Annotated in this window: 22 protein-coding genes; 8 read left to right on the top strand and 14 right to left on the bottom strand. The window is 69.5% G+C overall.

Going from position 1 to position 24,306, the window contains the following annotated elements; genetic code table 11:
* Positions 1 to 34: 34 nt before the first annotated feature.
* Both BN1187_RS04640 and BN1187_RS04635 read right to left on the bottom strand, forming a co-directional pair.
* A complete protein-coding gene (locus tag BN1187_RS04640) occupies positions 35 to 1,414 on the bottom strand; it encodes an FtsX-like permease family protein (protein WP_040159165.1) in 1,380 nt (459 codons plus the stop codon).
* Entirely contained in the window at positions 1,411 to 2,151 is a 741-nt protein-coding gene (locus tag BN1187_RS04635) for an ABC transporter ATP-binding protein (RefSeq protein ID WP_040159162.1), read from the bottom strand. The genes BN1187_RS04640 and BN1187_RS04635 overlap by 4 nt, the downstream gene beginning before the upstream one ends.
* A 361-nt stretch (positions 2,152 to 2,512) precedes the next feature.
* Here BN1187_RS04635 and BN1187_RS04630 point away from each other — a divergent pair, with 361 nt between their 5' ends.
* The 3 genes from BN1187_RS04630 (at position 2,513) to BN1187_RS04620 (ending at position 4,907) form a co-directional block, all read left to right on the top strand.
* Positions 2,513 to 3,118, top strand: a complete 606-nt coding sequence (locus BN1187_RS04630) for a hypothetical protein (protein ID WP_040159159.1) — start codon at positions 2,513 to 2,515, stop codon at positions 3,116 to 3,118.
* A gap of 110 nt (positions 3,119 to 3,228) precedes the next feature.
* Positions 3,229 to 4,218, top strand: coding sequence for a sensor histidine kinase (locus BN1187_RS04625; protein ID WP_072041950.1), 990 nt, complete (start codon positions 3,229 to 3,231; stop codon positions 4,216 to 4,218).
* Entirely contained in the window at positions 4,215 to 4,907 is a 693-nt protein-coding gene (locus BN1187_RS04620; protein WP_040159157.1) for a response regulator transcription factor, read from the top strand. Before BN1187_RS04625 ends, BN1187_RS04620 begins: the two co-directional genes overlap by 4 nt.
* Before the next feature lie 52 nt (positions 4,908 to 4,959).
* On the opposite strand, the gene BN1187_RS04615 is transcribed toward BN1187_RS04620, so the two are convergent.
* From BN1187_RS04615 to BN1187_RS04605, 3 genes are read right to left on the bottom strand one after another with little or no spacing between them, the layout of a single operon-like run.
* The gene (locus tag BN1187_RS04615) at positions 4,960 to 5,997 is read right to left on the bottom strand and encodes a 2-hydroxyacid dehydrogenase (protein WP_040159155.1); all 1,038 of its coding nucleotides are present in this window, start codon (positions 5,995 to 5,997) and stop codon (positions 4,960 to 4,962) included.
* A gap of 27 nt (positions 5,998 to 6,024) precedes the next feature.
* Complete coding sequence (locus BN1187_RS04610; protein ID WP_052462283.1) at positions 6,025 to 6,687, bottom strand: class II aldolase/adducin family protein; 663 nt, start codon at positions 6,685 to 6,687, stop codon at positions 6,025 to 6,027.
* Positions 6,688 to 6,689: 2 nt separating this feature from the next.
* The gene (locus BN1187_RS04605) at positions 6,690 to 8,309 is read right to left on the bottom strand and encodes an FGGY-family carbohydrate kinase (RefSeq protein WP_235750590.1); all 1,620 of its coding nucleotides are present in this window, start codon (positions 8,307 to 8,309) and stop codon (positions 6,690 to 6,692) included.
* 66 nt (positions 8,310 to 8,375) lie between these two features.
* On the opposite strand from BN1187_RS04605, the gene BN1187_RS04600 reads away from it, so the two are divergent.
* Positions 8,376 to 9,350, top strand: a complete 975-nt coding sequence (locus BN1187_RS04600; RefSeq protein WP_147675071.1) for a sugar-binding transcriptional regulator — start codon at positions 8,376 to 8,378, stop codon at positions 9,348 to 9,350.
* A gap of 131 nt (positions 9,351 to 9,481) precedes the next feature.
* Here BN1187_RS04600 and BN1187_RS04595 read toward each other — a convergent pair whose 3' ends face one another.
* From BN1187_RS04595 to BN1187_RS04575, 5 genes are all read right to left on the bottom strand, one after another.
* Positions 9,482 to 9,907 carry a thioesterase family protein gene (locus BN1187_RS04595; protein WP_040159146.1) on the bottom strand — a complete coding sequence of 142 codons (426 nt, stop codon included), beginning with the start codon at positions 9,905 to 9,907 and terminating at the stop codon, positions 9,482 to 9,484.
* Positions 9,904 to 10,653 (bottom strand): glutamine amidotransferase, encoded by a 750-nt coding sequence (locus BN1187_RS04590; protein WP_040159144.1) that lies wholly within the window; start codon positions 10,651 to 10,653, stop codon positions 9,904 to 9,906. Before BN1187_RS04590 ends, BN1187_RS04595 begins: the two co-directional genes overlap by 4 nt.
* Positions 10,650 to 11,774, bottom strand: a complete 1,125-nt coding sequence (locus BN1187_RS04585; RefSeq protein WP_040159142.1) for a glutamate--cysteine ligase — start codon at positions 11,772 to 11,774, stop codon at positions 10,650 to 10,652. The genes BN1187_RS04590 and BN1187_RS04585 overlap by 4 nt, the downstream gene beginning before the upstream one ends.
* Positions 11,771 to 12,661, bottom strand: a complete 891-nt coding sequence (locus tag BN1187_RS04580; RefSeq protein ID WP_040159140.1) for a hypothetical protein — start codon at positions 12,659 to 12,661, stop codon at positions 11,771 to 11,773. Before BN1187_RS04580 ends, BN1187_RS04585 begins: the two co-directional genes overlap by 4 nt.
* A gap of 151 nt (positions 12,662 to 12,812) precedes the next feature.
* Positions 12,813 to 14,183, bottom strand: coding sequence for an L-serine ammonia-lyase (locus BN1187_RS04575; RefSeq protein ID WP_040159138.1), 1,371 nt, complete (start codon positions 14,181 to 14,183; stop codon positions 12,813 to 12,815).
* Positions 14,184 to 14,344: 161 nt separating this feature from the next.
* On the opposite strand from BN1187_RS04575, the gene BN1187_RS04570 reads away from it, so the two are divergent.
* Positions 14,345 to 15,226, top strand: a complete 882-nt coding sequence (locus tag BN1187_RS04570; RefSeq protein WP_040159132.1) for an SMP-30/gluconolactonase/LRE family protein — start codon at positions 14,345 to 14,347, stop codon at positions 15,224 to 15,226.
* 517 nt (positions 15,227 to 15,743) lie between these two features.
* Here the strand turns inward: BN1187_RS04570 and BN1187_RS04565 are convergent.
* The 3 genes from BN1187_RS04565 to BN1187_RS04555 all read right to left on the bottom strand — a co-directional run bounded on the left by BN1187_RS04565 (position 15,744) and on the right by BN1187_RS04555 (position 20,761).
* Positions 15,744 to 17,273 carry a peptide MFS transporter gene (locus BN1187_RS04565; protein WP_235750589.1) on the bottom strand — a complete coding sequence of 510 codons (1,530 nt, stop codon included), beginning with the start codon at positions 17,271 to 17,273 and terminating at the stop codon, positions 15,744 to 15,746.
* Positions 17,274 to 17,430: 157 nt separating this feature from the next.
* The gene (locus BN1187_RS04560; RefSeq protein ID WP_040159126.1) at positions 17,431 to 19,182 is read right to left on the bottom strand and encodes a pyruvate dehydrogenase; all 1,752 of its coding nucleotides are present in this window, start codon (positions 19,180 to 19,182) and stop codon (positions 17,431 to 17,433) included.
* Between the two features lie 112 nt (positions 19,183 to 19,294).
* On the bottom strand, positions 19,295 to 20,761 hold the full coding sequence (locus BN1187_RS04555) for an FUSC family protein (protein ID WP_052462282.1): 1,467 nt from the start codon (positions 20,759 to 20,761) through the stop codon (positions 19,295 to 19,297).
* 84 nt (positions 20,762 to 20,845) lie between these two features.
* Between BN1187_RS04555 and BN1187_RS04550 the strand changes: the two genes are divergently transcribed.
* The 3 genes from BN1187_RS04550 (at position 20,846) to BN1187_RS04540 (ending at position 23,395) form a co-directional block, all read left to right on the top strand.
* Entirely contained in the window at positions 20,846 to 21,940 is a 1,095-nt protein-coding gene (locus BN1187_RS04550; RefSeq protein WP_040159124.1) for a dipeptide epimerase, read from the top strand.
* Positions 21,937 to 22,743, top strand: coding sequence for a serine hydrolase (locus tag BN1187_RS04545; protein WP_040159120.1), 807 nt, complete (start codon positions 21,937 to 21,939; stop codon positions 22,741 to 22,743). Before BN1187_RS04550 ends, BN1187_RS04545 begins: the two co-directional genes overlap by 4 nt.
* A gap of 115 nt (positions 22,744 to 22,858) precedes the next feature.
* Positions 22,859 to 23,395: a maleylpyruvate isomerase family mycothiol-dependent enzyme gene (locus tag BN1187_RS04540; RefSeq protein ID WP_157754740.1), complete on the top strand. Its 537-nt coding sequence runs from the start codon at positions 22,859 to 22,861 to the stop codon at positions 23,393 to 23,395.
* A gap of 118 nt (positions 23,396 to 23,513) precedes the next feature.
* On the opposite strand, the gene BN1187_RS04535 is transcribed toward BN1187_RS04540, so the two are convergent.
* Positions 23,514 to 24,260: a DUF5131 family protein gene (locus BN1187_RS04535; protein ID WP_040159119.1), complete on the bottom strand. Its 747-nt coding sequence runs from the start codon at positions 24,258 to 24,260 to the stop codon at positions 23,514 to 23,516.
* Positions 24,261 to 24,306 lie beyond the last annotated feature (46 nt).

Raw genomic sequence — 24,306 nt, 5'->3', positions numbered from 1 at the left:
GTGGACGGCCGAGTCGTAGGCGGGGCCGGACGCGTCAGTCGTTCGCGCGGCCCTGGGCGGCCAGCACGTGCCGCTCCAGCGGGCTGCAGACGGCCAACGCGAGCAGGCAGAGCGCCAGCCCCGCGGCCAGGATCGCCACCAGCTGCAGCAACTGGTCGCTGCTGTGGTACTGAGCGAACTGGCTCGACGACGTGACGACGCCGAGCGCGCGGCCCAGCGCGGCGAAGATCACGGAGGCGAGCAGCAGCGGGACGAAGCTCTGCAGCACCCGCACCCGGGTGAACACCGGCTTCGGGAAGCCCATCTGGCTGAGCGCCAGCGTCTGGGCGGCGTTGTCGAACACCAACGACGCCTGGTTCATCAGCGTGGCCATGGCGGCGACGCCGAAGCCGATGGCGACGGTGATCAGGACGCCGGTCCGCAGGTCCTGCATGATGATGAGCTGCGGGTCCTCCCCGGAGATGCTCATCACGGACGTGAACCCCGCGACGAAGCAGAGCAGGGTGATGGCCGAGATCGACCGCCAGGTGGCCCGCGGGTCGTCCAGGATGCGCCGGGCGGCGAGCAGGAGGGACGCCCGGCGGGTGCGGGTGAGCGGCAGCGCCAGCAGCTGGATGAGGAACGGCACGGCCAACGAGATCGATCCGATCGTGATGGCCAGAAATCCGGCGACGGCGGCGACCCCGTTGATGTTGCGCGAGCCGCCGATCGCGGCATAACCGAAGAACGCGACCACCACCGCGGCGAGCAGCAGCACGCGCCAGGCCTTCAGCGCCCGCGGGGTCTGTCGCCGGGTGACGCCCAGCGGCGAGATCCGGACGCGCTGCAGGCCGAGCACGCTCGAGGCCAGCGTGATGGCGAGGAGCGCCGCCAGCACAGCGGCCAGCAGCCACGCGGGCAGCAACATCTCGGCGGGGTCGATGGTCAAGGCGGCGAACGTGACGCCCGCCCACAACGGCAACGTGGCGAAGTAGGCGACGAGGCCGACGACCGCGCCGAGAGCCCATTGCACCAGGGTCTCCAGGGTGGCCAGACCGACGGTTTGGCTCGACGTGAGCCCGACCAGGCGCAGGGACGCGAGCCGCTCCGAGCGGCCCTGGGCACCCAGCTTCGCGGCCGAGGCGCCGAGGGAGAAGACCGGCACGACGAGCAGGCCGAGGGCCACGAGCGCGAGGACGAAGTAGATCATGCGGTCGTCCGCGGTGGGACCCCACAGGGCCGTCAGGCGCTCCAGGACGCGGGGTGTTGGGTTCTGCCACCAGCTGTAGAACATCCAGACGCCGCCGGCCACGGTGAGGGCCACCGCCGCCGACAGAGCGTTCGACACGACCGCCAGCACGTCCAGCCAGCCGTCACCGGCCCGGCTCTTCAGGCGTCCGCGGGTGAGCATCGGGGCCAGGGTCAGCGTGCTCATCGCAGCTCACCGCCCGTCAAGGCGTCCTGCACCGGCCGCGGGCGGGGCTGGTTCGTCACGGTGTCGGCGTGGATGACGCCGTCGCGGATCTCGACGAGCCGGTCGCACCAACCGGCGACCAACGGGTCGTGCGTGACGACGACCAGCGTCGCTCCCGACATCTGCGCGGTCGTGGACAGGATCTGCATGACCTCGTGGCCGGTGGCCTGGTCGAGGGCGCCGGTGGGCTCGTCGGCGAAGACCACGTCGGGACCGCCGGCCAGCGCGCGGGCGATCGCCACCCGCTGCAGCTGGCCGCCGGACATCTCGCCGGGACGGCGGTTGCGCTCCGTGCCGACGCCGAGACGCTCGAGCCAGGTGTCGGCGGTGGAGAGAGCCTGGCCGCGTGGGACGCCGGCCAGCAGCAGCGGCACGGCGACGTTCTCGCGGGCCGGGAGTTCGGGGACGAGCTGGCCGTCCTGGAAGACGAAGCCGAAGTGGGTCAGGCGGATGCGGGAGCGCTTGGCGTCCGAGAGGGAGGAGATCACCTGGTCGCCCAGCGTGACCTGGCCGCTGGTGGGGGCGATGATCCCGGCGAGGCAGTGGAGCAGGGTCGACTTTCCGGAACCGGACGGGCCCATGATCGCGACGGATTGGCCGGCGGCGATGTCGATGTCGACACCGCGGAGCGCAGCGACCTGGCCGAAGTTCTTCGTGAGTCCCCGTCCGGCGAGCGGGGCGGTGGCGTTCTTGTTCATGGCTCCATTCCACTCGGACGGGCGTCGCGACGACACGGTGCCAAGTCTGCGGCACGGTAGAGCCAGCTCTACTTCTCCCGGTCGAGTGGACTGTTCGTGTCGCGGAGCGGCCGCAGACGATGGCGAGGCCGCCGAGGCGCCGGAGACCGTCGCTCAGGCCAAGCGAATGCGGGAGTTCTGGTCCACCCGGGATCCGGCCCTTTCGCACGGTTCCGTTCCATCCCCTGAACGGATGCGCTTTGCTGTACGTGGCTTCAGCTTGAACCGTCCAGACACCGAATGGCGCAACTATCTCTCGAACCGAGAGGGGCTCTCGTGTTCTTGTCTCTGCGTGAGATCTTCGACCTCGAGGCGGCCGGACATGGATGACGTCGATCTGGACCGCCTTCGCGCCGGCCGCCAATCACGCTTCACCAGCGTCCTCGATCAGATCCTGCACCCGTTCGTCCTCGGCGGGATAGGCGTCCTCGTCGCGGCGACCAGCGGCAGCCACGACCTCAGCAGCGGCGTCCTCGCCCGAACCGCGGCGATCCTGCTCGTCGCCGTCGGCGGTCCGATCCTCGTCCTGCGCATGTCCCTGCGCACCGGCCGACTCAGCGACCACCAGGCCGTGCGCCGGCACGAACGCGGACCCCTGCTCATCACGGGCGGACTCTGCCTCCTGGCCGCCGGCGCGCTCGCGGTCTGGCTCGGCGTCCCCCGCGTGGCGCGCTACCTCGGACTGGGCGTCCTCGCCACCCTCGTCGCCATCGTCCTCACCCGCTACGTGACCAAGGTCTCGCTCCACACCACAGCCGCCGCAGCGCTCGCGACCGTTGTCGCACGTCACCACTTCGTCCCCGGCATCGTCCTCGGCGCGGTCACTGTCACGCTGCTGATCTGGAGCCGCACGCGCCAAGGCCGGCACACCCTGCCGCAAACCGTGCTCGGCATCATCGTGGGCGTGGCGGTGTTCGTCCTCTACTGAGACTGCGGACCTCCTGGGGCGTCGTTCGCTGTGCCGGGCGTCGAGCTGCAGCAAACCGTCGGCGCGGGTGTCAACTTCGCCGTCGTCGGGCCTGCCCCTACGGTGGACGCATGGAGACGGGAGCGATCCGCCGGGCCTTCTGGCTGGGTGCCGGGGCGGTCTGCTGCCTCGGCGTCGCCGGGCTGGGCGCGATCGCCGGGCTGCTGGGCTCGCGGTGGTTCCTGCTCGTGACGCTCGTCGCGCTGGGCGGCTCGGTGGCCTGCTGGTGGGCGGCGATGCGCCCGGCCCGCGAACTGGCGAAGGCCGAGGCGCCCGTCCCGCCGGGGCGCTACGACGAGGTCACCCGGGCTCAGCGGGGGATCGCCGCCGCGTTCGAGATCGAGCGACGCCGCATCGAGCGGGACCTGCATGACGGGGCGCAGCAGTACCTGGTCGCCGCGTCCATGGACGTGGGGGAGGCGTCCTTGCTGCTGGACGGCGGGCCGAACGGGGTGACCGACGCCGACCTGGCCTCGGCGCGCGAACGGATGAACTCGGCGCAGGACCGCGCAGAACTCGCGTTGCGGGCGCTGCGGCAGACGGTGGCGGGCATCCACCCCAAGGTGCTGTCCGATCTGGGGCTGGAACCCGCCGTGCGGGACCTCGTGGAGCTCAGCCCGTTGGACGTCACCCTGCACGTGCCGCACCCATTGCCGACGGTCCCTGAGGGCGTGACCGCGGCCGGCTACTTCATGGTGGCCGAGGCGCTCACCAACGCGGCCAAGTACGCGCCCGGTGCCCGCGCGACGGTGCTGCTCGCGTCCTCGGACACCCTCACCCTCGCCGTGTCGGACGACGGCCCCGGGGGCGCCCATCTGCGTCCCGACGGGGGGCTGGCCGGCATCGCCGAGCGACTCGGCGCCTTCGGTGGCCGTCTCGAGGTGGTCAGCCCGCCGGGCGGCCCCACCACGGTGACGGGCCGGATCCCGCTGCTGCTCAACCGGGGCGAGTTCGGTGTCAGCGGGGACGTCCCCCAGATTGCTTCAGAATTGACGACGCAGGGCGCCGGCGCACAGGACCGGACGGACCTCGGCCGTCCAGAAGGGGAGATCGACCGATGAGGCTCATCATGGCGGACGACTCCGCGCTGTTCCGGGAAGGGCTGGTCGGCCTGCTGGAGCGGCGGGGGCACGAGGTGGTCGCCCAGGCCACCACGGCGACGGAGCTGCTCGACGTGGCGCGCGCCGTCGAGGCGGACCTCGTCGTCACGGACGTCCGGATGCCGCCAGGGATGAGCGACGACGGGCTCCGGGCTGCGGTGACGCTGCGACGCGAATTCCCGGGACTAGGGATTATGGTTCTATCGCAATATGTTGCCCCCGCCTACGCTCGCGAGCTGTTCTACCCGACCGAGGCGCCGCAGTCGGCGTCCAGCGACGTCGAGGACGAGGCCCGCGGCGGCCTGGGCTATCTGCTGAAGGACCGGGTCGGACGCGTCGCCGATTTCGTCCGCTCCCTGGAGATCGTCGGGGTCGGCGGCGTCGTCATCGACCCGGAGGTGGCCGCCGAGCTGCTGCGCGCGCAGCCCTCCCGCCTGGCCGACCTCACCGAGCGTGAGCTGGAGATCCTCGAGCTCATGGCGAAGGGGTACTCCAACGTCCAGCTGTCGGAGACGCTGTTCCTGTCGTCAGCGACGGTCTCCAAGCACGTCGCGAACATCTTCCTGAAACTCGGCCTGCAGCCCGGAGAGGAGAACCGCCGCGTCCGCGCCGTCCTGGCTTACCTCACCGCCACGCAGCAGCGCCGCTGACGGGAGCGCACGCGGCGGCGTGTGGCGGCGCCGCCGCGTGGCGAGGAGTCGCTCACTCCGCGTCGAGCACTTCCGGATTGGCCACGTGCTGGGGCCGTTCACCGTGGACGAAGGCCGCGATGTCCCGCGCGCCGATGTCGGCGGCCAGCTCCGCCGCCTGCTTGGACGCGCCCGCCAGGTGGGGCGTGACCGTCAAGCGGTCGGTGTGCAGAATGCGGTGGTCAGGGGGCAGCGGCTCCGCGGGAAGGACGTCGCACGCAGCGGCGTAGAGGTGACCGGAGTCCAGGGCGTCGCACAGGGCGTCGTAGTCGAGCAGCCCGCCGCGGGCGCAGTTGACGAGGACGGAGCCCTCCGGCATGAGCGCCATCTCCCTCGCGCCGATCATTCCCTTGTTGTCGTCGGTCAATCGGGCATGCAGCGTGAGCACATTGGCCGACGCCAGCAGGTCATCAAGATCGTCGACCGCTTCCATGCCCTCGGGCAGCTCGCCCTTGAAATACGGATCGAAGACCCGCACCCGCATGCCCATCGCCTGCAGCACCAGCGCGACGCGCGAGCCGATCGCGCCGTAGCCGACCAAGCCGACGGTCCCTCCCGCGAGTTCCGGTCCGACGAGGTCGTAGCGGTACAGGTTGCCGGGCCACTTTCCCTGGCGGAGTTCCTCGTGGCGCTGGGCGATCTGGCGCACCGCGGCCAGGATCATCGCCAGTGAATGCTCCGTGGTTGCCGTGGCATTGCGACCCGGTGTGAAGGACACCACCACGCCATGCTCGGTGGCTGCCTGCTTGTCTGCGTTCACGGGACCGCCGCGGGTGACGGTGACCATCCTGAGGTCGGGGCAGGCGTCCATCACCTTCCGGGTGACCGGGAAGGTGTGGGTGAAGCAGACGTCGACGCCTTGCAGCGCCGCGATCAGGTCGTCCTCGCTGCCCACGGATTCGTGCACCCCCTCGGGGTCCTCGCTCAAGGGCTGTTCGGGAAACTCACCCTGCAATACCGAGGTCTCAGCTTCGGGCAGATGCCGCTCGAGCGCCGTGGCCAATACCTCCGGCGTGACGAAGTAGTCGCCCGCCAAGAGCACCTTCACCATCTCTCCTGCTCCTCTTCGGATCGTCTCTTACGCGTGCCGCAGAATGTCGAGTTCATCGGGCGGGAAGATGGTGTCCTCGTCCCCGAGAAGCAGCGCGTGATAGGTGAGCTTGGCCGCCTCCTCGAAGTTCAGGGCAACCCGGAACGCCTGGTCGACCGAGGATCCACAAGCCGCGATGCCGTGGTTTCCCAGGACGACGACGTCGTGGCGGCCCCCGGCCAACTCGGCTGCCGCCGTGTCTGCCAGCTCGTCGGAGCCGTTGGTGTAGTACTTCGTCTGGCCGTACGAACCGACGTAGAGCGCGTGATCCTGGGTGATGAAGCGGATCTTCTTCCCCAGCGCCGTGAGCAGCAGCGAGAATTGCGGGTGGACGTGGATGACCGCCCGAGCGTCCGGCCGCTTCGCATAGATGGCTTGATGCAGCTTCCATTCCGAGCTGGGAGTCGGCCCGTCGATGACGTCGCCGCCCATGGACAGGGTGGCGAACTGCTCCGGACGCAGCTTGTTCAGCCAGGTCCCCTTGCCCGTGACGCGGAACTCGTCAGGGCCGGTGCGGACGGACAGGTTGCCGCCCGAAGCCTGTGCGAGCCCCTGCTGGACGGCGGTCGCGCCGACCGCGATGAGCTGGTCGAGCTGATCGGCCACGTGGCCGGGATCGAGCTGGTCGAATGAGGTGAGTCGGTCGGTCATGGTCAGTTCCCCTCGTCGATGTCGGAGCCTGTGGCTGCGCGCAGCTCGCGCATCTGCGGCCACACGGGGCGGATCGCGGTCCGTGCGTTGACGAACACTTGATGGGACGCGGCGTAGACGTCCTTGTTCGCAATGTTCGGCTCGAACGGCGAAACATCCGTAGCCAAGGCGGCTGCGGCGTCTTTGAGATCGGTGAATTCGCCGGCAGACAGCAGCGCGAGGACCGCGGCACCGCGAGCCCCCGCCTCAGGGGCGTCCTGCCGGACGACGCGGTGACCGGTGGTGTCGGCAAGGATCTGACAGACCAGATCAGAGCGGAAGCCACCGCCGGACACAACGAGATCCCCTTCGAGGCCCAGCACCTCCACGCACTCGATCAAGGCATAGGCGACGCCCTCGTACACCGACCGCAGGATCTGCGCCCGTGTCGTGGCGACGCTCATCCCCATCCAGGACGAGGACGCGGCGGTGTCGAGGAACGGGGCCCGCTCGCCACCCGGGGAGCCGTAGGGCAGATAGACGACGCCTCCCGAGCCCGGGTTGGCCTGCAGGGCTAGCTTCTCGACCTCACTCCAGGGCTGGTCGCCGAGTCCCAAGGTGGTGAGGATCCAGTCCAGGTTCGGCGTCCCGGTCATCGGCGCGAGGAACTCGAGGACTTGGGTGCCCCGACCCGTCGCCAGCACCATGGAGTTCTCGGACTTGCGCTCGTCGATCGACCCCAAGAGGGCGCCGACGAACCCAGTCGTGCCCAGGATCAGCCAGCCGTCACCGTCATTGACGGCACCGAGTCCCACACCCGTCACGGACACGTCGATCATGCCCATCCCCACGACGGTGCCCTCGGCCAGGCCGGTGCGTTCCGCGGCGGCGGCCGTCACCTTCCCACCTAGTGCGTCGGAGGTCTTGATTTCGGGGGCCAGCTTCAGTGCCTCAGGCATTCCCAGCCGCTCGGCCAACTCCTCGGAATAGCCCTGGGTGGTGCGCACGTCGAGGAAGTGACGTGACGCGTTGGTGTAGTCGGTCGACTTCTCACCGGTGAGCTTGAAGCGGAGCCAATCGTTGCAATACAGAAGGCGGTCCGCGCGTCCATAGGCTTCCGGATCCGTCTCGCGCAGTTCTTCGAGCAGCACGGGTGCGAGCCCGGGGAACGTCGTCGTCCCGGTGGCCTCGAGGACGGCCTGGGCTCGGCCATCCCGGTCCCACTCTGCGACCCGTTTCGCGGCACGGCCGTCCATCCAGTTCGGGGTCATCCCGATGGGTTCGCCCGTCTCGTCGACCAGCCAGCAACCGTCGCCCTGACCGGTCAAGCCGACGCCGATGATCTCCGTGTGCGGGCCCAGCTCGGCCGTGACGTCCTGAAGGCAGTCGGCGACTGCTTCCCAGATCTCGTTCATGTCCTGGGCGGCTTCACCGTGGCTGCCGTAATGCACGGGCACCTTGCGGTGCGCCAGCGTCACGACTGCCCCCGTGAGGTCGAATGCCACCGCCTTGACGGCTGTCGTGCCTCCGTCTACCCCAATGACAACTCTGTCAGTCATGGGCACGTCTCCTCTCCACCTGCTGCCGGCGCTGCGGTGCGCGGCTGATGGATTCACCGTACTATTGTTCAACTGCTTGTACAATGGTTCATCCCCGTCAGGTGGTGTGGTGATTCGTTCGGACGGAGCGGAGGCTTTACCGTGGAGCCCGTGCCCACCGTTCCGTCATCGCGTCCCTCGTCGGGGGTCGATCCTGTGATGGTCGAGGTCGCGCGGCTTTACTACGACGGCGGCCTCACGCATCGTGAAGTCGCCGAGAAGGTGGGTCTTTCCCGCGTCAAGGTGACTCGGCTCCTCGCGGAAGCGCGACGTGTCGGCGTGGTCACGATCGAGGTCCACGATCTGTCCCGTCCCTTTTCCGCACTTGAGGAGCGACTGGTCACCCAACTCGGGCTGGAAGAGGCTCGCGTCGCAGCCGGCGGCGAGAGTCGTCGGCACCATGTTGCCGTTGAGGCCGGCAGCTATTTGGGGTCAGAGATTCCTCGTCACGAGTGTGTCGCCTTCGGCGTCTCCACGGCGGTCGCCGAGGCGGTAGCCAGCCTTACGGACGGCAGCGCCAGCGGCACGATGATGGTGCCGGCCTGTGGAGGGTGGGCTGGGCCGGGCCGACGCCTCAATCCGGACGCGTCCGCCTTCGTCGCCGGACGCCGATTGGGCGCCGAATCGGCGTCCGTCGCCGCCCCGTTGGTGGCGTCCTCGGCCGATGCGGCCGCTGAACTCACCGCTCGGGCGGATGTCGCAGCGGTCCTCGACCTCGCGCGGAGTGCAGGAGCCCTTGTCGTGGGGACGGGGGTGTCCCCCGCGGAACCGACCTGGTCGGGAGCGCTGCTGGACCGCGCCATCCAGCCCTCCGAACGGGAGCACTTGATCGATCGAGGCGCGGCAGGTGACATCTGTGGCCGATTCTTCGACTCCGCCGGAGCGGCGATCGAAGGGCCATTTGACCAACGCGTTGTGGGACTCACCCTCGGTGAGATGCGCGCCATCCCGCGTCGCGTCCTGGTGGTGGAGGGCCGGCATAAGGTTCCGGCCGTGCTGGCGGCGCTCCGAGGTGGCCTCCTGACAACGCTGATCACTGATCGTCTGACGGCCGAGGCTCTCCTCGCTGACGCCGCGAACGGTTGAATCGTCTAGGTAGGTGATCCTCGGCAACGGAGCAAGCTGCGTGGGCGCTGTGTTGGCCGTGGCGAGGGGCGCAGCACCCACCTACGTCGTGAATCGCGCGGTGCTGGATCGCCCGGGCTTTCTCGAGCGGCTCAGGACCGGGGAGCGCCGGCCTTCTTAGCCGCCCGTGCCTCGAACTTGGCCTTGTCGATGATCGCCCGCTGGTGCGTGCCGCGTCCGATCGGCTCCACGTCGTCGCGCAGGACGACGTCGAACGAGATCATCCGTCCCTCGATGGCGGTGACGATGGCTTCGGCCGTCACGGTCATGCCGACGGGGGTGGCGGCGGTGTGGTCGAAGCGGACTTCCACGCCGACGCTCGACTCGTTGTCGTCCAGGAACGGGTGCAGCGCCGCCATCGCGGCGCACTCGGCGAAGCCGACCATGTAGGCGGTGGCGAAGACAGGGGGCATGGTGGCGAAGCCCGGGTACTTGTCCGACACCGCGGGCACGGTGAGGCTCTCGTCCACGACCACAGAGACGGTGGCGGAGTGGCCGACGTTCAGGTTGTCGTTCATGCTGCTTGGGTCTCCCTCGATCGAATCAGCGTGCAGAAGTTTGCCAGGACCTGGCGGGGCGCCGGGCCGACACCCGCGGAGTTGTTCTCCTCGACGAGCATCTCCAGTTCCTCCGGCCGGAAGTAGCCGTGGTTGGCGTACAGACGCATCCTCTTCTCGAGGGCGGCGGCGTCCAGTTCCACGTGAAACTGGACGAGGTAACAGTTGTCGCCCACCCGGTAGGCCTGGACGGGGCAGCGGCGCCCGGCTGCCAGCGACACGGCCTTGTCGGGCAGCATCGCGCAGGCTTCCTTGTGCCCCGTGTAGGCGATGAACGACGCCGGAAGGTCGGCGAAGACGGGGTCCTCGCGCCCGGCCGCCGTGATCCGCACCTCGGTGACGCCGGGACGCTCGTTGTAGCGCTTCGTGACGAGCCCGCCGAGGCGCTGGGTGAGCAGGCCCACGCCGTAGCAGATGCCCAGCAGCGGGTAGTCCCGCTCGACGGCCTCGTCGACCAGGGCGCTCAGCTCGGCCTCGATGCGCAACTGCAGTTCCGATTTCACCGGATCGCTCGCGTTGTACGGGCTGCCGCCGACGATGAGGCCGGCGTAGTCGTCCAGGCGGACGTTCTGCAGGCCCGGTTCGGCGCGCACCTGCACGATCTCGTCGGCGGACAGCCCGCCGAACTGACGCACGGACTCGCGCTCGGCGGCCGCGGCGTCGTCGTGGTCGCGGATCGTGATGAGGCAGAAGGGCTTGCGGGTCACTGAAACCTCCCAGTCCTGGTCTCGGTCAGCAGGGCGTCCACGACGGCCACCAGGTCACCGTCGGACGACGCGGCGACCCGCCGTTGCCGCTCGGCGCTGTTGCCCCGCGCGAGAATCCGGGGCGTCAGGTCGAGTTCGTGCCGGCAGCCGAGGTCGTCGGCGACCGGAGTGAGTCGCTCGTACCAGCGTTCCAGAGATGTGCGCAGGGGAACATCCTTCTCACCGGCGGTGAGAAGGATGATGTCGGCGTCCAGGCCGTAGCGGGCGGCCCGCCACTTGTTCTCCTGGACGATCCAGCGCGGCAGGCTGGCCCCGGCGCGTCCTCGGTCGGCCGTCTGCATGCCGTAGACGGCCAGGCACTGCGTCCACGCGGCGATGCAGCCCAGCTCGGCGAGGGTGGGGGAGGCGTCCGCGATGCGCGCCTCGACGGTGCCGAACCGCGGTGCGGGGCGGACGTCCCAGCGGATCTCGGTCGGCTTCTTGATCATGCCCACCGAGATCAGCTGCGCGACGTAGGCCTCGAACTCGGCCCACGTGGCGAACGGGTACGGCAGGCCGTTGGTCGCCAGCTGCTGGAACAGCATCGTTCGCTGGGACGCGAACCCGGTGTCCTCGCCCTCGAAGAACGGCGACGAGGCCGACAGCGCCGACAGGTGAGGGTAGAAGCGGGCGAGCCCGTTGGTCACCGGCATGGCCAGCTCGCGCCGGTCGACCCCGACGTGGACGTGGGTCCCGCAAGCGATCATCCGCCGGCCCCACCAGGCGTTGCGTTCCTTCACGACCGCGTAGGTCGGCGTCTCGACGACCTCCTGGTCGATGCCTCGGCTGAACGGGTGCGTCCCGGCGGCCAGGACGCCGAGGCCCAACGACGCCGCGGCGTCCTGCACCTCCGCCAACTGCTCGGCAAGGTCGGCGACCGCGTCCCCGATCGTGGAGTGGACGCCCGAGACGAGCTCCACCATGCAGGCGAGGTACTCCCCGGACACGCGGGTGTCGTCGCTGAGGAGCGCCAGCAGTTCGTGGCCGCGCGGCGTCAGTTCTCGGGTCGTGAGGTCGACCAGCGCGACCTCCCACTCCAGCCCGACCGTGCCGCGGGCGGAGTCGGCGAACTCCACGCTCATTGAGCCGGGCGGCGTGCGATCAGTTCGTCGAGGCTGAGGATGCGGCCCTGCTCGTCCACGACGCTGCCGGCCAGGATCATGAGGCCCGTCCAGGCCGTCATCGTCCAGCGCGTCCCGTCGGCGGCCGTGTGGAACGGCATCGCCGGGTCGGCCAGCCGCTCGAACGTCTCCCGGCTCTGCACGGCGTTGAAGGCCCACGCCATGTCGAACAGTTCGACCCCGGGACGCAGCGTCAGCCCGTAGTGGTGCAGCGCCCGCTCGTACAGCGGCACCCAGATGTCCCGCACCTGCTGACGGTAGGCGATCATCGCGTCCCGCACCGGCGGGTAGTCGGGCCACAGCGACTGGAGCGCCTCGGCCATGCGGACGATCTTGGGGTCGTCGTGCATGTCGAACGCGTTCTCAGCGAACCGCTTCAGGAAGTCCCCCATGGAGCCGGCCGACCACGCCTGGAGGTTCTCGAAGGCGATGTGCGTCTGGGTGTCGAACCGGGACGGCCGCATCACGTAGTGGATGACGTCCTGGTACCAGTCGTTGGCGAGCGGCCAGCGGCGCAGCATCTGGTGCTGGCTCATGTTCAGCACGGACTCGATGAACGGCTGGTGCCCGAGCGACCCCGACAGGGTGCGGGGGACGGACTCGCGGCCGTCGCGGATCGGGCCGGCGTCGTCCAGCAGCCGCTCGGCGAGGTGGGACGCGGCCTGCTTCAGGATGTATTGGGTCACGGGGCTCTGCGGCCCGTTGGCTCCCGATCGGCTGCTGATGCAGGTCAGCACGTCGCGCAGATCTTCGATGACGACGGTGCCGCGGAGCTGAGGTTTCGTGCCGCCCTTGTCCTGAATCCAGACCTCGACCTCCTGGCCCGGAACTCCCTCAGTCACGCGCATGTCATGCAGTCTGCCTCAATCGCGGTACACCGGTCACGTCTCACGGTGATTGACCACAGAAAATGACGGTCCTCCCGCTTGTCAGAGCGCTCTCGGCGGGACGGACTTGGACAGGAGGGGCGCCGCGACCGGCTTTGTACCCCGGCCGTCCTCAGCACTCGATGACGTTCACGGCGAGGCCGCCGCGGGCCGTCTCCTTGTACTTCACCTTCATGTCAAGACCGGTCTCGCGCATCGTCTTGACGACCTTGTCGAGGCTGACCAGGTGTGAGCCATCGCCGCGCAGGGCGGTGCGGGCTGCGGCGACGGCTTTCACGGACGCGATCGCGTTGCGCTCGATGCACGGGATCTGCACCAGCCCGCCCACGGGATCGCACGTGAGCCCGAGGTTGTGCTCCATGCCGATCTCGGCGGCGTTCTCGATCTGTCGCGGCGTCCCGCCCAACACGGCGGCCATGCCGGCGGCGGCCATCGAGCAAGCCGAGCCGACCTCGCCCTGGCAGCCCACCTCGGCGCCGCTGATGGACGCCGCGTTCTTGAAGATCATGCCGATCGCGCCCGCCGTCAGCAGGAAACGGATGACGCCGCGATCGTTCGCGCCCGGCACGAAGTCGCGGTAGTAGTGCAACACCGCGGGGATGATGCCCGCCGCCCCGTTCGTCGGCGCCGTGACGATGCGGCCACCGGAGGCGTTCTCCTCGTTGACGGCCAGGGCGTACAGCTCGATCCAGTCCATGCCGCGCAGCGGGTCCTCGCTGGCACCCTCGACCTGCAGCTTGTTGTACAGGGCGGGCGCGCGGCGGGGAACGCGCAGGCCGCCCGGCAGGACGCCCTCGTTCTCCATGCCGTTGGCCACGCACTCCTGCATGACGCCCCAGATCGTCAGCAGGCCCTGCTCGACCTCATCCTGGGAGCGCCACGCCAGCTCGTTGTCGAGGGAGATGCGGGCGATGGACTTGCCGGTGTCGGCGCAGATCTCGAGCAACTCGTCGCCGGTGAAGAAGGGGTAGGGGACGTCGGTGTCGTCCGGGGCGATGCGGCTGTTGCCGTCCGCGTCGTCGGTCACGACGAAGCCGCCGCCCACGGAGTAGTAGGTGCGCTGCTCGAGGACGCCCGTCGCCGACGACGCGGTGAACGTCATGCCGTTGGGGTGCAGGGGCAACGTCTTGTTGCGGTACAGGACGATGTCGACCTCGGGGTCGAAGTCGATCTCGTGCTCGCGGCCGAGCGCAAGACGTTTGCGGGTGCGGACGTCCGCGACCTGACGCTGCACCGCGCGGGGGTCGACCTCTTCGGGCAGTTCGCCGAGCAGCCCCAGGACGACAGCGGTCGCGCTGCCGTGACCGTGTCCCGTGGCACCGAGCGAGCCGAAGAGCTCCGCCCGCACGGCGGTCACCTCGGCCAGGACGCCGTCGTCGCGCAACGTCCGAAGGAACCGCGCCGCCGCACGCATCGGGCCGACCGTGTGGGAGGACGACGGCCCGATCCCGATGCTGAACAGGTCGAACACGCTCAGGCTCATGGGAGCAAGGTACACGCACGTCCGGCGCCGCGACTCACCCTGAGGTGACGGTTGGGCGGCGGCCTGGGGACGTCCGGGCGAACCCGCGTGGGACGACGGGAACAACTCATTCCCGCTCGCCCACTGTGCAGGGCGTCGCCAACCTTGTAGTTTTCCCTCTCATGAGGGCCGAGCGTGTGACCGACGTCATCGCCCATCACGCGGAGAGCCCGGTGTGGTGGCCGCGCTTGGACGTGCTCCGGTGCGTCGACCTGTTCGCGGGCGACATCCTCACCATCGACTTCGCGGACGCGACCATCACCCGCACCTCGGTCGGCTCCTCGGTCGCGGCGTGCCTGCGCCCGCGGGCCGGCGGCGGCGCGATCGTCGCCACCGAGCGGGGCCTCGCCCTGGCCGCCCGCGACGACCTCAGCGACCTGGCCGCCTGGCGCGAGGTGTTCGCCGACGCCCGGCAGCGCTTCAATGACGGCGCGTGCGATCCCGACGGGCGGTTCTACGCCGGCACGACCGGCTACGAGGGGGAGCCGGGCATCGGGTTCTTGTACCGCGTCGGTTCCGAATCGAGCGGGCCGTTGCCCGTCGTGTTCGATCTGACGACGTCGAATGGGCTGGCCTGGTCGCAGGACGGGACGACCGTCTACCTCAACGACACCGGGCTCAACCGCACCCTCGTCTTCGATTACGACCGCACCTACGGGCTCACGGGCCGCCGGACGCTCCTGTCGTTCGAGGACGCCCCCGGCCGCCCCGACGGGTTGTGCGTCGACTCCGAGGGGGGCCTGTGGATCGCCCTGAACGGCGCCGGGCTCGTCCGTCGTTACACGCCGGAGGGCGAGCTCACGTTCGAGGTCGAGGTGCCCGCACCGAACGTCACCGCCTGCGCGTTCGGCGGCCCGGACCGCCGCACCCTGTTCATCACGACGTCCCGCAAGGGCGTCCCGGGCGAGGAGGACGCCTCCGGCTCGGTGTTCGCGGCCGATCCGGGCGTGCGCGGCCGCGAGGTGTACGAGTTTCGCGGAACGTCCCCCCGACACCTGATCTGACCGACGGTTCGCGAGTACTCGGCGCCCTCATCGGGCCTTGAGGTTCGTCTCGCGGCCCCTCGCGGTTGAGGACCCGCGGACGTTCCGGAGGCCGAAGAACGCCGCACGGAACGAGGCTCCCCGGCCGTTGAGGAACCGCGGACGGCCCGGATGCCGAAGAACATCGTACGGATCGCGGCCCCTCGCGGTTGAGGAACCGTGAACCGGCAAGTTTTCCACCGCGTCGATGCGGTCGCGGCCCCTCGCGGGTGAGGAATCGCGTTTCTGAGAGGGCTCGGTGGGCCCTCTACCCGGCATAACGGGATTATCCTGCCACTCGCTGGCGGGTGAATAATCGCATGTGACGCTCACAAGGGGATTCGTCCGCCCGCGCGGGAGGGACGATGAGCTAGTGGCAGGATAATCCCGTTATGGCTCGTTGCTGGACACCCCCGGGGTGCGCAACCAGCCGTGGGAGAAGCCGGGCGCAGGGACGCGACGCCCTCGATCGTTGCCCAGCCGAGGGCGGACGCCCCGGTCAGTTGATGCCGCGCATCGCCTTGTGCACCGGCTTGGAGATCGCCAGCATGACCAGGCCGATCGCGATGGTGACGCCGCCGAGCACCCCGAAGTAGGACGCCTCGGCGTCAGCCGAGTAGAAGCCGGCCAGCGCGCCCGCGGCCGCGGTGCCCAGCGCGGCGGACAGGTAGTACAGCGAGACCATCATCACCGGGAACGCGGCCGGGGCGAGCTTCGTCGACAGCGACAGCCCGACGGGGGAGACGAGCAGCTCGCCCAGCGTGGCGACCAGCAGGATCAGCGCCACCCACAGGACGGGCACGCGGGGCGTCCCGACCATCGGCAGGAACAGCAGGAACGCCGAGCCCATCAGCGCGATGCCGATCCCGAACTTCACGGGCGTGCTCGGCTGACGGCGACCCAGCTTCGTCCACAGCAGCGCGAACAGCGGCGACAGGATGATGATGAACATCGGGTTGAACGACTGCACCCACGGGATCGGCATCTCCCAGCCGCCGACCACCCGGTCGAGGCGGGTGTCGGAGTAGAGCGTGATGACCGTGAACTGCTGCTGGAACAGGGCGAAGAACGCCGCGGACCCGATGAACAACGGGATGAACGCCAGCACGCGGCTGTGCTCGTCGGGGGTGGTCTTCGACGACCGCAGGATCACCGCGAAGATCGCCACGGCCGCGACGGCGGACAGGGTGATGACGGCGGTGCTCAGGTTGTCGGCGTTGATCAGCCCGGTGGCCACCAGGACGCCGACGAGGGCGAGCGCGCCGACGGCGATGCCGACCCAGCGGCCGTACTGGCTGCGCGGCAGCGGGTCGGGGACGCGCTGGACGGTCGTGGGGAGGTCCTTGCGGGCGACCATGTACTGGATCAGGCCGATCGCCATGCCGATCGCGGCCAGCCCGAAGCCGAAGTGGAAGCCCCACGCCTGCTGGACCAGGCCGGTCAGCAGGGGGCCGATCAGGCCGCCGATGTTGACGCCCATGTAGAAGATCGAGAAGCCGGCGTCCCGGCGGGGGTCGGTGCGGTCGTACAGGTTGCCGACCAGGTTGGTGATGTTCGCCTTCAGTCCGCCGGAGCCGACGGCCACGAGGACGAGGCCGAGGACCAGTCCCGGGACGCCCGGAACGAGAGCGAGTGAGATGTGGCCGGCCATGATGGAGATGGCGCTGAGGAACATCGTCCGTTCGGAGCCGAGCAGCCGGTCGGCGACCCAGCCGCCGACGATCGAGAAGACGTAGACCATGCCGCCGTACGCGCCGACGACGCCGGTCGCGACGTGCTTGTCGATGCCGAGGCCGCCCTCGGTGGCCTGGAAGTACATGTAGAGCAGCAGGATCCCCTGCATGCCGTAGAAAGAGAACCGCTCCCACAGCTCGACGTTGAACAGATTGAGCAGCGGTCCGGGCTGGCCCATGAAGGTGCGCCCGGAGGGGTTACGGTCCGTGGCGCGCTCCGCTGTGGGCCGGGCGTGCGCGGAGGTCGCCGAGCTGGAGCGGGGGGCCGCGGGGTCGATGGAGTTGTCAGGAGTCACCCGTCTACCCTGCACGCTGCCGGCCGGAACTCAAGGGAGCGCGCTCCAGCTTTTGACAAGGTCAAGTCGGCGGAGATGCAGCGGCCGGGGCGCCCACGAGGACGCCCCGGCCGGGGCGATCGCGGTAGCGATCGACGCTTTCATCCGCCAGGAACGATCAGAGCTTCCATTCCCGCGGGATGTTGCGCAGGTTCGACTTCGCCATCGAGATGACCTCGCCGGCGCCGCCGCCGAGCACGATCTTGCTCATCGCGGTCGCGAACCCGATGAGCTGCTCGCCGGTGACGGCCGGGGGGAGGGAGAGGGCGTCCGGGTCGGTCATCACCTCAACGAGCGACGGGCCCTTGTGGTTCAGCGCGTCGTTGAGGGCCTTGTAGACGTCCTTGGCCTCGGTGACGCGCTCGGCGTGGAAGCCCAGCGCCTCGGCGACCTTGGCGTAGCTGACGTCGGGGACGTCGGTGCCGAAGTCGGGCAGGCCGTCCACCAGCATCTCGAGGCGCACCATGCCGAGCGTGGAGTTGTTGAAGGCCAGGATCGTCACCGGCAGCTGGTACATCGCGGCGGTGACGAGCTCACCGAGCAGCATCGACAGGCCGCCGTCACCCGAGACGGAGATGACCTGGCGATCGGGGTAGGCGAACTGGGCGCCGAGCGCCTGAGGCAGCGCGTTGGCCATCGACCCGTGCTTGAACGAGCCGATGAGCCGCCGGTTGTCGTTGGTGTGCAGGTAGCGCGCCGTCCAGACGTTGCACATGCCGGTGTCGGCGGTGAAGATCGCGTCCGGCGCCGCGAGCTCGTCGAGGACGGCCGCGACGTACTCCGGGTGGATGGGCTTCATCTTCTTGACGTTCTTGGTGTACGCGTTCGTGCCGCCCATCAGGCGATCGTGCTTCTTGAGCGTGTCGCGCAGGAACTTGCGGGACTTCTTCGGCTTCACGGCCTTGAGCACCAGGTCGAGCGTCGGGGCGAGGTCGGCGGCGATCCCCAGGTCGACCGGGGTGCGGCGTCCGATGACCGCGGCGTCCCGATCGATCTGGACGGTCTTGGTGCCGGGCAGGAACTGGTCGTAGGGGAAGTCCGTGCCGAGCAGGAGCAGCAGGTCCGCATCGTTCATGCCGGCCGCCGCCGCGCCGTAGCCGAGCAGGCCCGTCATGCCGACGTCGAAGGGGTTCTCGTCCTGGACGAAGTCCTTGCCGCGCAGCGAGTGGCCGACCGGGGCGCCCAGCTTGTCGGCCAGCGCGACGATCTTCTCGCGGGATCCGCGGGCGCCGAGGCCCGCGAAGATCGCGACCTTGTCGGCGGCATCGATCATCGAGACGAGTTCCGCGACGGCCCCGGCGTCCGGGACGAGCGTCGGCTCCACGACATCGCGCCAGGCCGGGGCGTCCTTGGTGACCTCGTTCTGGGCGACGTCGCCGGGGAGCGTGATGACGGCGACGCCCTGCTTGGCGATCGCGTGGTGCATGGCGGAGTCGACGATGCGGGGGCTCTGGTCGGCGCTGGTGATCATCTCGGAGAACACCGAGCACTCGGTGAACAGCCGGTCGGGGTGCGTCTCCTGGAAGTAGCCCGTGCCGATCTGCGGGCTCGGGATGTGGGAGGCGATCGCGAGCACCGGCGCGCCCGAGCGGTTGGCGTCGTAGAGGCCGTTGATGAGGTGCAGGTTGCCCGGGCCGCACGAGCCGGCGCAGACCGCCAGCTCGCCCGTCAGCTGCGCGTCCGCGGAGGCCATGAACGCGGCCGCCTCCTCGTGGCGGACGTGCACCCATTGGATACCGTCCGGCTTGCTGGGCCCGCCCGTGCGGCGCACAGCGTCCACGATGGGGTTCAGCGAGTCGCCGACGATGCCGTAGATACGGCGGACGCCAGCGGCCTGAAGCTGAGAAACGATCTGTTCTGCCAGTTCCATGACTCTCCTTGAAGACGCAACTACCGTGCCCAGCCTAGAGCGCGGCGGAAACCGGCGGCTAAGCGAGGGCATCACGCTTGGGTTGCGGACTGGAGCCCTGTTTGATCCAGGATCAGCCGGCCGTGGGCTCGTCCGGATCGCCCTTCGGGGTCGGTTCGATCGTGCCCGGCGGCTCGCTCGGGGACGAGGCAGTCCCGGCGGACGACGCGCTGCTGGACAGCCCGGGCAGGCGGAGCCGGCGCGGCTTGACGGTGGGGATGACCATCGTCTCCTGGTCGTTGCCCAGGAAGTCGGCCTGGACGACCGGGTCGGGCGCCCGCTCGGCGAGGATCCTGCGGCGCGTGCGCCGGCGCTGCAGCAGGGTCAGCCGCGTGGAGCGCCAGAAGTCGTCCGGGACGGCCAGCCCCTCCTGGGACGTCCGCCACGCCTGGCTCGCGCGCAGCCGCGCCTCGACGTCGAGGTAGTCGAGGATGCGGTCGAACGCGGTGAGGATCGACCCGTGCAGCATCCAACCCTCGGTGTCGTGCGGGGACGAGGCGACCAGGTCCGTCAGCTGCTTGCGGCATGCGTGGGCGGAAGCGACGCATTCCTCGAAGAGCCGCTCGGCGTCCGACTCGTAGCCGCCGGCCTCGGCCTGAATGAGGGCGCTGTAGGCGTCCACGGAGCCGCCGATCGCGGTCAGGGTGTCGGCGATGGCGTGCCTGATGTCGTCGCCGAAGCCGTCGTAGAGCGTCTGCTCCTCGGGGGCCTCCTCGGTGATCGTCAGAAACAGGACGCGGCACGCGAGGACGCAGCGGTCGAGGGTGTCGGTGCCCGTCTGCAGCAGGGGCGCCACGTTCGCGATGCCGATGGAGCGGGGGTTCCACTTGCGCAGGTCGCCGACCTCCTCGATGCGCCCGTTCGCGCGGCGGACGAGGGAGTCGATGTCGCGCAAATCGTCCAGGCCCGTCGCGCAGGTCTCGCGGGTGATGGACGTCTCGTTCATCCGGCCCGCGGTCTCACAGAGGATCTCGTTGAGCCGGCGCCCGAGGTCACGCACCGAGCCGGCGGCGCGCCGGGCCGGGATCGCCGGCGGGACGATCAGGGGGAACACCATGCCGACGGCCGCACCGATCAGCGTGTTCACGACGCGCAGCTCGGCGGCGACGGGCTGACCTACGGAGGCGAGGATGAGCATGCCGGAGATGGCGACCTCGAGCGCCTGGTCGTCCAGCCGGAACGTCTTGGCCAACACCAGCGCCGAGAAGATCACGATGGCCAACGACCACCAGTGCAGGCCGAACGCCACCGAGACGCCGAGCGCGATGACGACGCCGGTGAGCACCGCGCCCACACGAACCAGGGCCATCTTGGCCGAGCTCTGGGCGGACGCCTGCATCACCAGCAGCGCGGTCAGCGTGCCGGTCATGTCCGCGGGCTGTTTGGGAAGCACCACCGTCAGCAGGTAGGCGATGATGCAGGCCGCGGTGAGCCGGGCGTTGTTCAACAGCACCGGCAGGACGCGGCTCCACACGCCCCGCGTGGTGACGGGGTGACCGGGCCAGATGCGGTCGAGGAGCTTGAAGAGGAGCGCCTGCATGGCCTCCAGTGTTCCACCGGGGGCAGGAGGGCCACAGCCCCTGGGCGGGGTTGCCGCGACAGGTGTCGACGCTAGCCTGCGCGGGTGAGGATTGACGCGATCGCGCTCGGGACGCTCGACATCCCGCTGTTCCGCCCCTTCAAGACCGCCCTGCGCACCACGGCCAGCGTCCGGACGGCCGTGGTCCGGGTCCGCGCGGACGGCCTGGAGTGCTGGGGTGAATGCCCTCCCACGCCGGCGATCACCGGGGACACCTGGGAGGACATCGCCGCAGACCTGGTCGGCGCATCATCTCGGCTGCGGGGGGCGTCCGGCAGCTTGGAGGAGTTGGTGGACGCCCTCGGACGCCTCGGCCTGCGGACGGCCAGCGCTCGCGCCGCGCTGGACATCGCCCTGCGCGATGGGGACGCCCAGACTCGCGGCGTGCCGCTGTGGCGGACGCTGACAGAGCAGCCGACCGCGACCGGGCCCCGGGCGGTCGTCACCGACGTCACGGTCAGCGTGGACGACCCCGACACGATGGCCGCACAGGCGTCCGAGCTTGTCGCCCGGGGATTCGCCGTGCTCAAGGTAAAGGTGGGCACGGACGCTGCCCTTGACCCCGAGCGCCTCCGGGCCGTTCGGGCGGCGGCGCCCGAGGCCGTCCTGCGGGCCGACGCCAACCAGGGCTGGACGGCCGACGAGGCGATCGAGCTGATCCGGGGATTCGAGGACGACGGGATCGGGCTCGAGCTCGTCGAGCAGCCGGTGGCGCGGCACGATCTCGCGGGGCTCAAGCGTGTGACGGACGCCGTCGCGACCCCGATCCTGGCCGACGAGGCGGTGTTCTCCGCCGAGGACGCCCACCACGTGATCGATGAACGCGCCGCCGACCTGATCAACGTGAAGCTCATGAAGACCGGCGGGCTCACCGAGGCGCTGAAGGTGGCGTCCTTGGCGGAGGAGGCCGGCGTCGGCTGCATGGTCGGCGCGATGATGGAGTCGCCGATCAGCATCGCGGCGGCGGCGCACCTGGCGGCCGCGCGGGGCTGCTTCACCATGGCCGACCTCGACCCGCCGCTGCTGTGCGCGGGCAACCCCGTCCGCGGCGGGATCGCCTATGACGGCGCGCGCATCGTGCTGTCGGACGGTCCTGGGCTCGCGATCGACGGCGTCCAGGGTGTGGAGTGGTGGGCATGAGCGTCGCCTTGCCGCCCTTGTCCGCCGACCTGACCTGGACCGTCGCCCTCCGCGACGCCGACTCCGGGGAGCTGCTCGCGTCCGTCGCGCCCGAGACGGTCGTGAAGACGGCGAGCGTCGGCAAGGTGTTCCTGCTGATCGAGGCGGCGCGCGCGCTGGAAGCCGGCGAGGCGGACGCCGACGAGCCGCTGCGCTGGGACGACGACGAGTACGTCGAGGACTCCGGGCTGTGGTATCGCCTGCGGCAACGCACGCTGCCCCTGGCGGACGTGTTGGCCCTGATCGCTGCCGTGAGCGACAACCTCGCCACGAACGTGGCGGTGCGCCGGTTCGGGATCGACGCGATCGCCCGTACGACCCGGGGGCTGGGGGTGACGGCGTCCGGGCTGCTCGACCGGGTGCGTTCGGAGCGCACCCCCGCGATGCCGCCGACGCTCTCGCGGGGTTGTGCCGCCGAGCTGTCGCATGTGTTCGCGCTGCTGCACCGCGGGGAGGCGGTCTCCTCGGGGGTCAGTGACGCGGTGCTGCACTGGCTCGCCGCCAACGTCGACACCGGGCTGGTGGCGGACCCCTTCGTCCTGGATGCCCTCGCCCACGACGAAGCCGACCAAGAGGTGAGCGTGTTCAACAAGACCGGCGCGATCTCGACCGCCCGCGCCGACGTGGGCCTGGTCCGGGGACCGAGGCGCGCCATCGCCTACGCGGCCGCCGCGAACTGGTCCGAAGGGGGCCCCGATCGTCTCGCCGGGGTCGTCCGCGATCTGCGCGCGATCGGTGAGGTCGTTCGCGACCTGACCGTGTGAGCATGAAGCCTTGCCATCCGCGTCGTCCGATCCGGAAGGCGGAACGACGCGGTCGAGAGCGGGAGACGCGCGTGGACCTTGTGGCGGTGGTGGTCGGGCCGGTGGGATGTCTGTCATGGCGGAACGACGTGCGCTCCATGAAGAAGCACTCCTAGCGGCGGACGGGGCGATCCAGTCCCTCACCGATAGTGATGGGTCGAAGCCCAGCCGCTGCGAGGGATGGACGATCAAGGACCTGGTCGAGCACATGACCGGCCAGAACATTGGCTTCGCAGAAGCCATCGCCACGGGCGACGCGCCCCTCGGGCGCTACCGGCCGGCGTCGGCGAGTCAATGGTCGGCGTCGGTCGCTGGGCTTCGAGGCGCAATCGAGCGCCCGGCGTCGTCCGTCCGTCTCGCGGAGGTCGCCCCCGGCCAGTCGTTCGAGTTGGATCGCGTGCTCGCGATCCACGCCCTCGATCTTGCCGTCCACACCTGGGATCTCGGAGGCGGCTACCGGCCCGGGGGAGAACTCGCCGGTTTGGTGCTGCTCGTCGCCCGAGCGACCCCGCCACGCGGGGAGGTCGGCGGACCCTTCGCCCCTGCCCTGCCCGGCGACGAATCAGACCCTTGGGCGGAAGCACTCGCGCTCCTGGGCCGGCACCACGGATAGTCGCCTGGCGTTCGTTGGCCCGACGCACTTCTGGCCAGCGTACGACCTGCGGCACTTGCGGGCGTTCGGGTTGGCACGGAAGACGGGCTCGGGACCAAGGTGTCCCGTCCCCGAACGGCTAGAGCGCGCGGACGAATGGATACTCGTCCCAGGTTCGGCCGTCCAGTTCGCGGCCCTGTCGTTTGGGGGTACGGCCACCCCACTGCTTGAAGAAGAACGGCACGCCTGCCTTAAGACAGTTGTCCCGCAGCCCACGCACCCAGTTCACGTCTACCGGCCGGTAAGACGGCCCCGACTCGCCGCCTGCAATGACCCAGTCGATGGCGCTCAGGTTTAGTTGGTCCAGCGGGCCCAGAAGGGGCTCACAGCTGAGGAAGCGAACTGCCGCGGGCACGTCGCGGAGGTGGTCGACTCGGCTGGCGTAGCGCATGCTCTCGACCGAGACGCCTATCCACAGGTTCTCAGGCCACTCGAGATGCTCGGCGAGGCGGCGGAGCCGCATTGAGCGTTTCGTCAGCACTTGGTAAGTGTGCTGGGGGGTCGCGCGGATGACGTCAAAGACGTTCCTGATGAAGTCGAGCGTGACGTGGGCGTGGAACAGGTCAGACATGGAGTTCACGAACACCATCCGTGATCCCGACCATGTGGTGGGCTGGTCGAGAAGCTCAGGGTGTGCCGTGAGCTGGAACCCCGGACCCGATGTGACTGGATTGCCATCGTTCTGGTACCCAGGAGCACCCATCGCCTTGAGGCGTCGCGCCATTGTGAGCGCGTAGCAGTGGTCACAGCCGGGTGAGATGCGATCGCACCCGGTGACGGGGTTCCACGTCATCTCTGTCCATTCAATCCGCGATCGTGTGCCCATGAACCCATCCTAATCGTACTTATGATTCATTTCCGGTCGAACCGCC

The sequence above is a fragment of the Nigerium massiliense genome (genome assembly GCF_000826085.1).
Lineage (GTDB): Bacteria > Actinomycetota > Actinomycetes > Propionibacteriales > Propionibacteriaceae > Propioniciclava > Propioniciclava massiliense.
Note: the sequence above shows the minus strand (reverse complement) of the source record. Positions and strands in the feature narration are given on the sequence as shown.

Bases quoted from the DNA above. Each gene is read 5' to 3' on its own strand.
- BN1187_RS04640 (WP_040159165.1), bottom strand. From the start codon at position 1,414: ATGAGCACGCTGACCCTGGCCCCGATGCTCACCCGCGGACGCCTGAAG.
- BN1187_RS04635 (WP_040159162.1), bottom strand. From the start codon at position 2,151: ATGAACAAGAACGCCACCGCCCCGCTCGCCGGACGGGGACTCACGAAG.
- BN1187_RS04630 (WP_040159159.1), top strand. From the start codon at position 2,513: ATGGATGACGTCGATCTGGACCGCCTTCGCGCCGGCCGCCAATCACGC.
- BN1187_RS04625 (WP_072041950.1), top strand. From the start codon at position 3,229: ATGGAGACGGGAGCGATCCGCCGGGCCTTCTGGCTGGGTGCCGGGGCG.
- BN1187_RS04620 (WP_040159157.1), top strand. From the start codon at position 4,215: ATGAGGCTCATCATGGCGGACGACTCCGCGCTGTTCCGGGAAGGGCTG.
- BN1187_RS04615 (WP_040159155.1), bottom strand. From the start codon at position 5,997: ATGGTGAAGGTGCTCTTGGCGGGCGACTACTTCGTCACGCCGGAGGTA.
- BN1187_RS04610 (WP_052462283.1), bottom strand. From the start codon at position 6,687: ATGACCGACCGACTCACCTCATTCGACCAGCTCGATCCCGGCCACGTG.
- BN1187_RS04595 (WP_040159146.1), bottom strand. From the start codon at position 9,907: ATGAACGACAACCTGAACGTCGGCCACTCCGCCACCGTCTCTGTGGTC.
- BN1187_RS04585 (WP_040159142.1), bottom strand. From the start codon at position 11,774: ATGAGCGTGGAGTTCGCCGACTCCGCCCGCGGCACGGTCGGGCTGGAG.
- BN1187_RS04580 (WP_040159140.1), bottom strand. From the start codon at position 12,661: ATGCGCGTGACTGAGGGAGTTCCGGGCCAGGAGGTCGAGGTCTGGATT.
- BN1187_RS04575 (WP_040159138.1), bottom strand. From the start codon at position 14,183: ATGAGCCTGAGCGTGTTCGACCTGTTCAGCATCGGGATCGGGCCGTCG.
- BN1187_RS04570 (WP_040159132.1), top strand. From the start codon at position 14,345: ATGAGGGCCGAGCGTGTGACCGACGTCATCGCCCATCACGCGGAGAGC.
- BN1187_RS04560 (WP_040159126.1), bottom strand. From the start codon at position 19,182: ATGGAACTGGCAGAACAGATCGTTTCTCAGCTTCAGGCCGCTGGCGTC.
- BN1187_RS04555 (WP_052462282.1), bottom strand. From the start codon at position 20,761: ATGCAGGCGCTCCTCTTCAAGCTCCTCGACCGCATCTGGCCCGGTCAC.
- BN1187_RS04545 (WP_040159120.1), top strand. From the start codon at position 21,937: ATGAGCGTCGCCTTGCCGCCCTTGTCCGCCGACCTGACCTGGACCGTC.
- BN1187_RS04540 (WP_157754740.1), top strand. From the start codon at position 22,859: ATGGCGGAACGACGTGCGCTCCATGAAGAAGCACTCCTAGCGGCGGAC.
- BN1187_RS04535 (WP_040159119.1), bottom strand. From the start codon at position 24,260: ATGGGCACACGATCGCGGATTGAATGGACAGAGATGACGTGGAACCCC.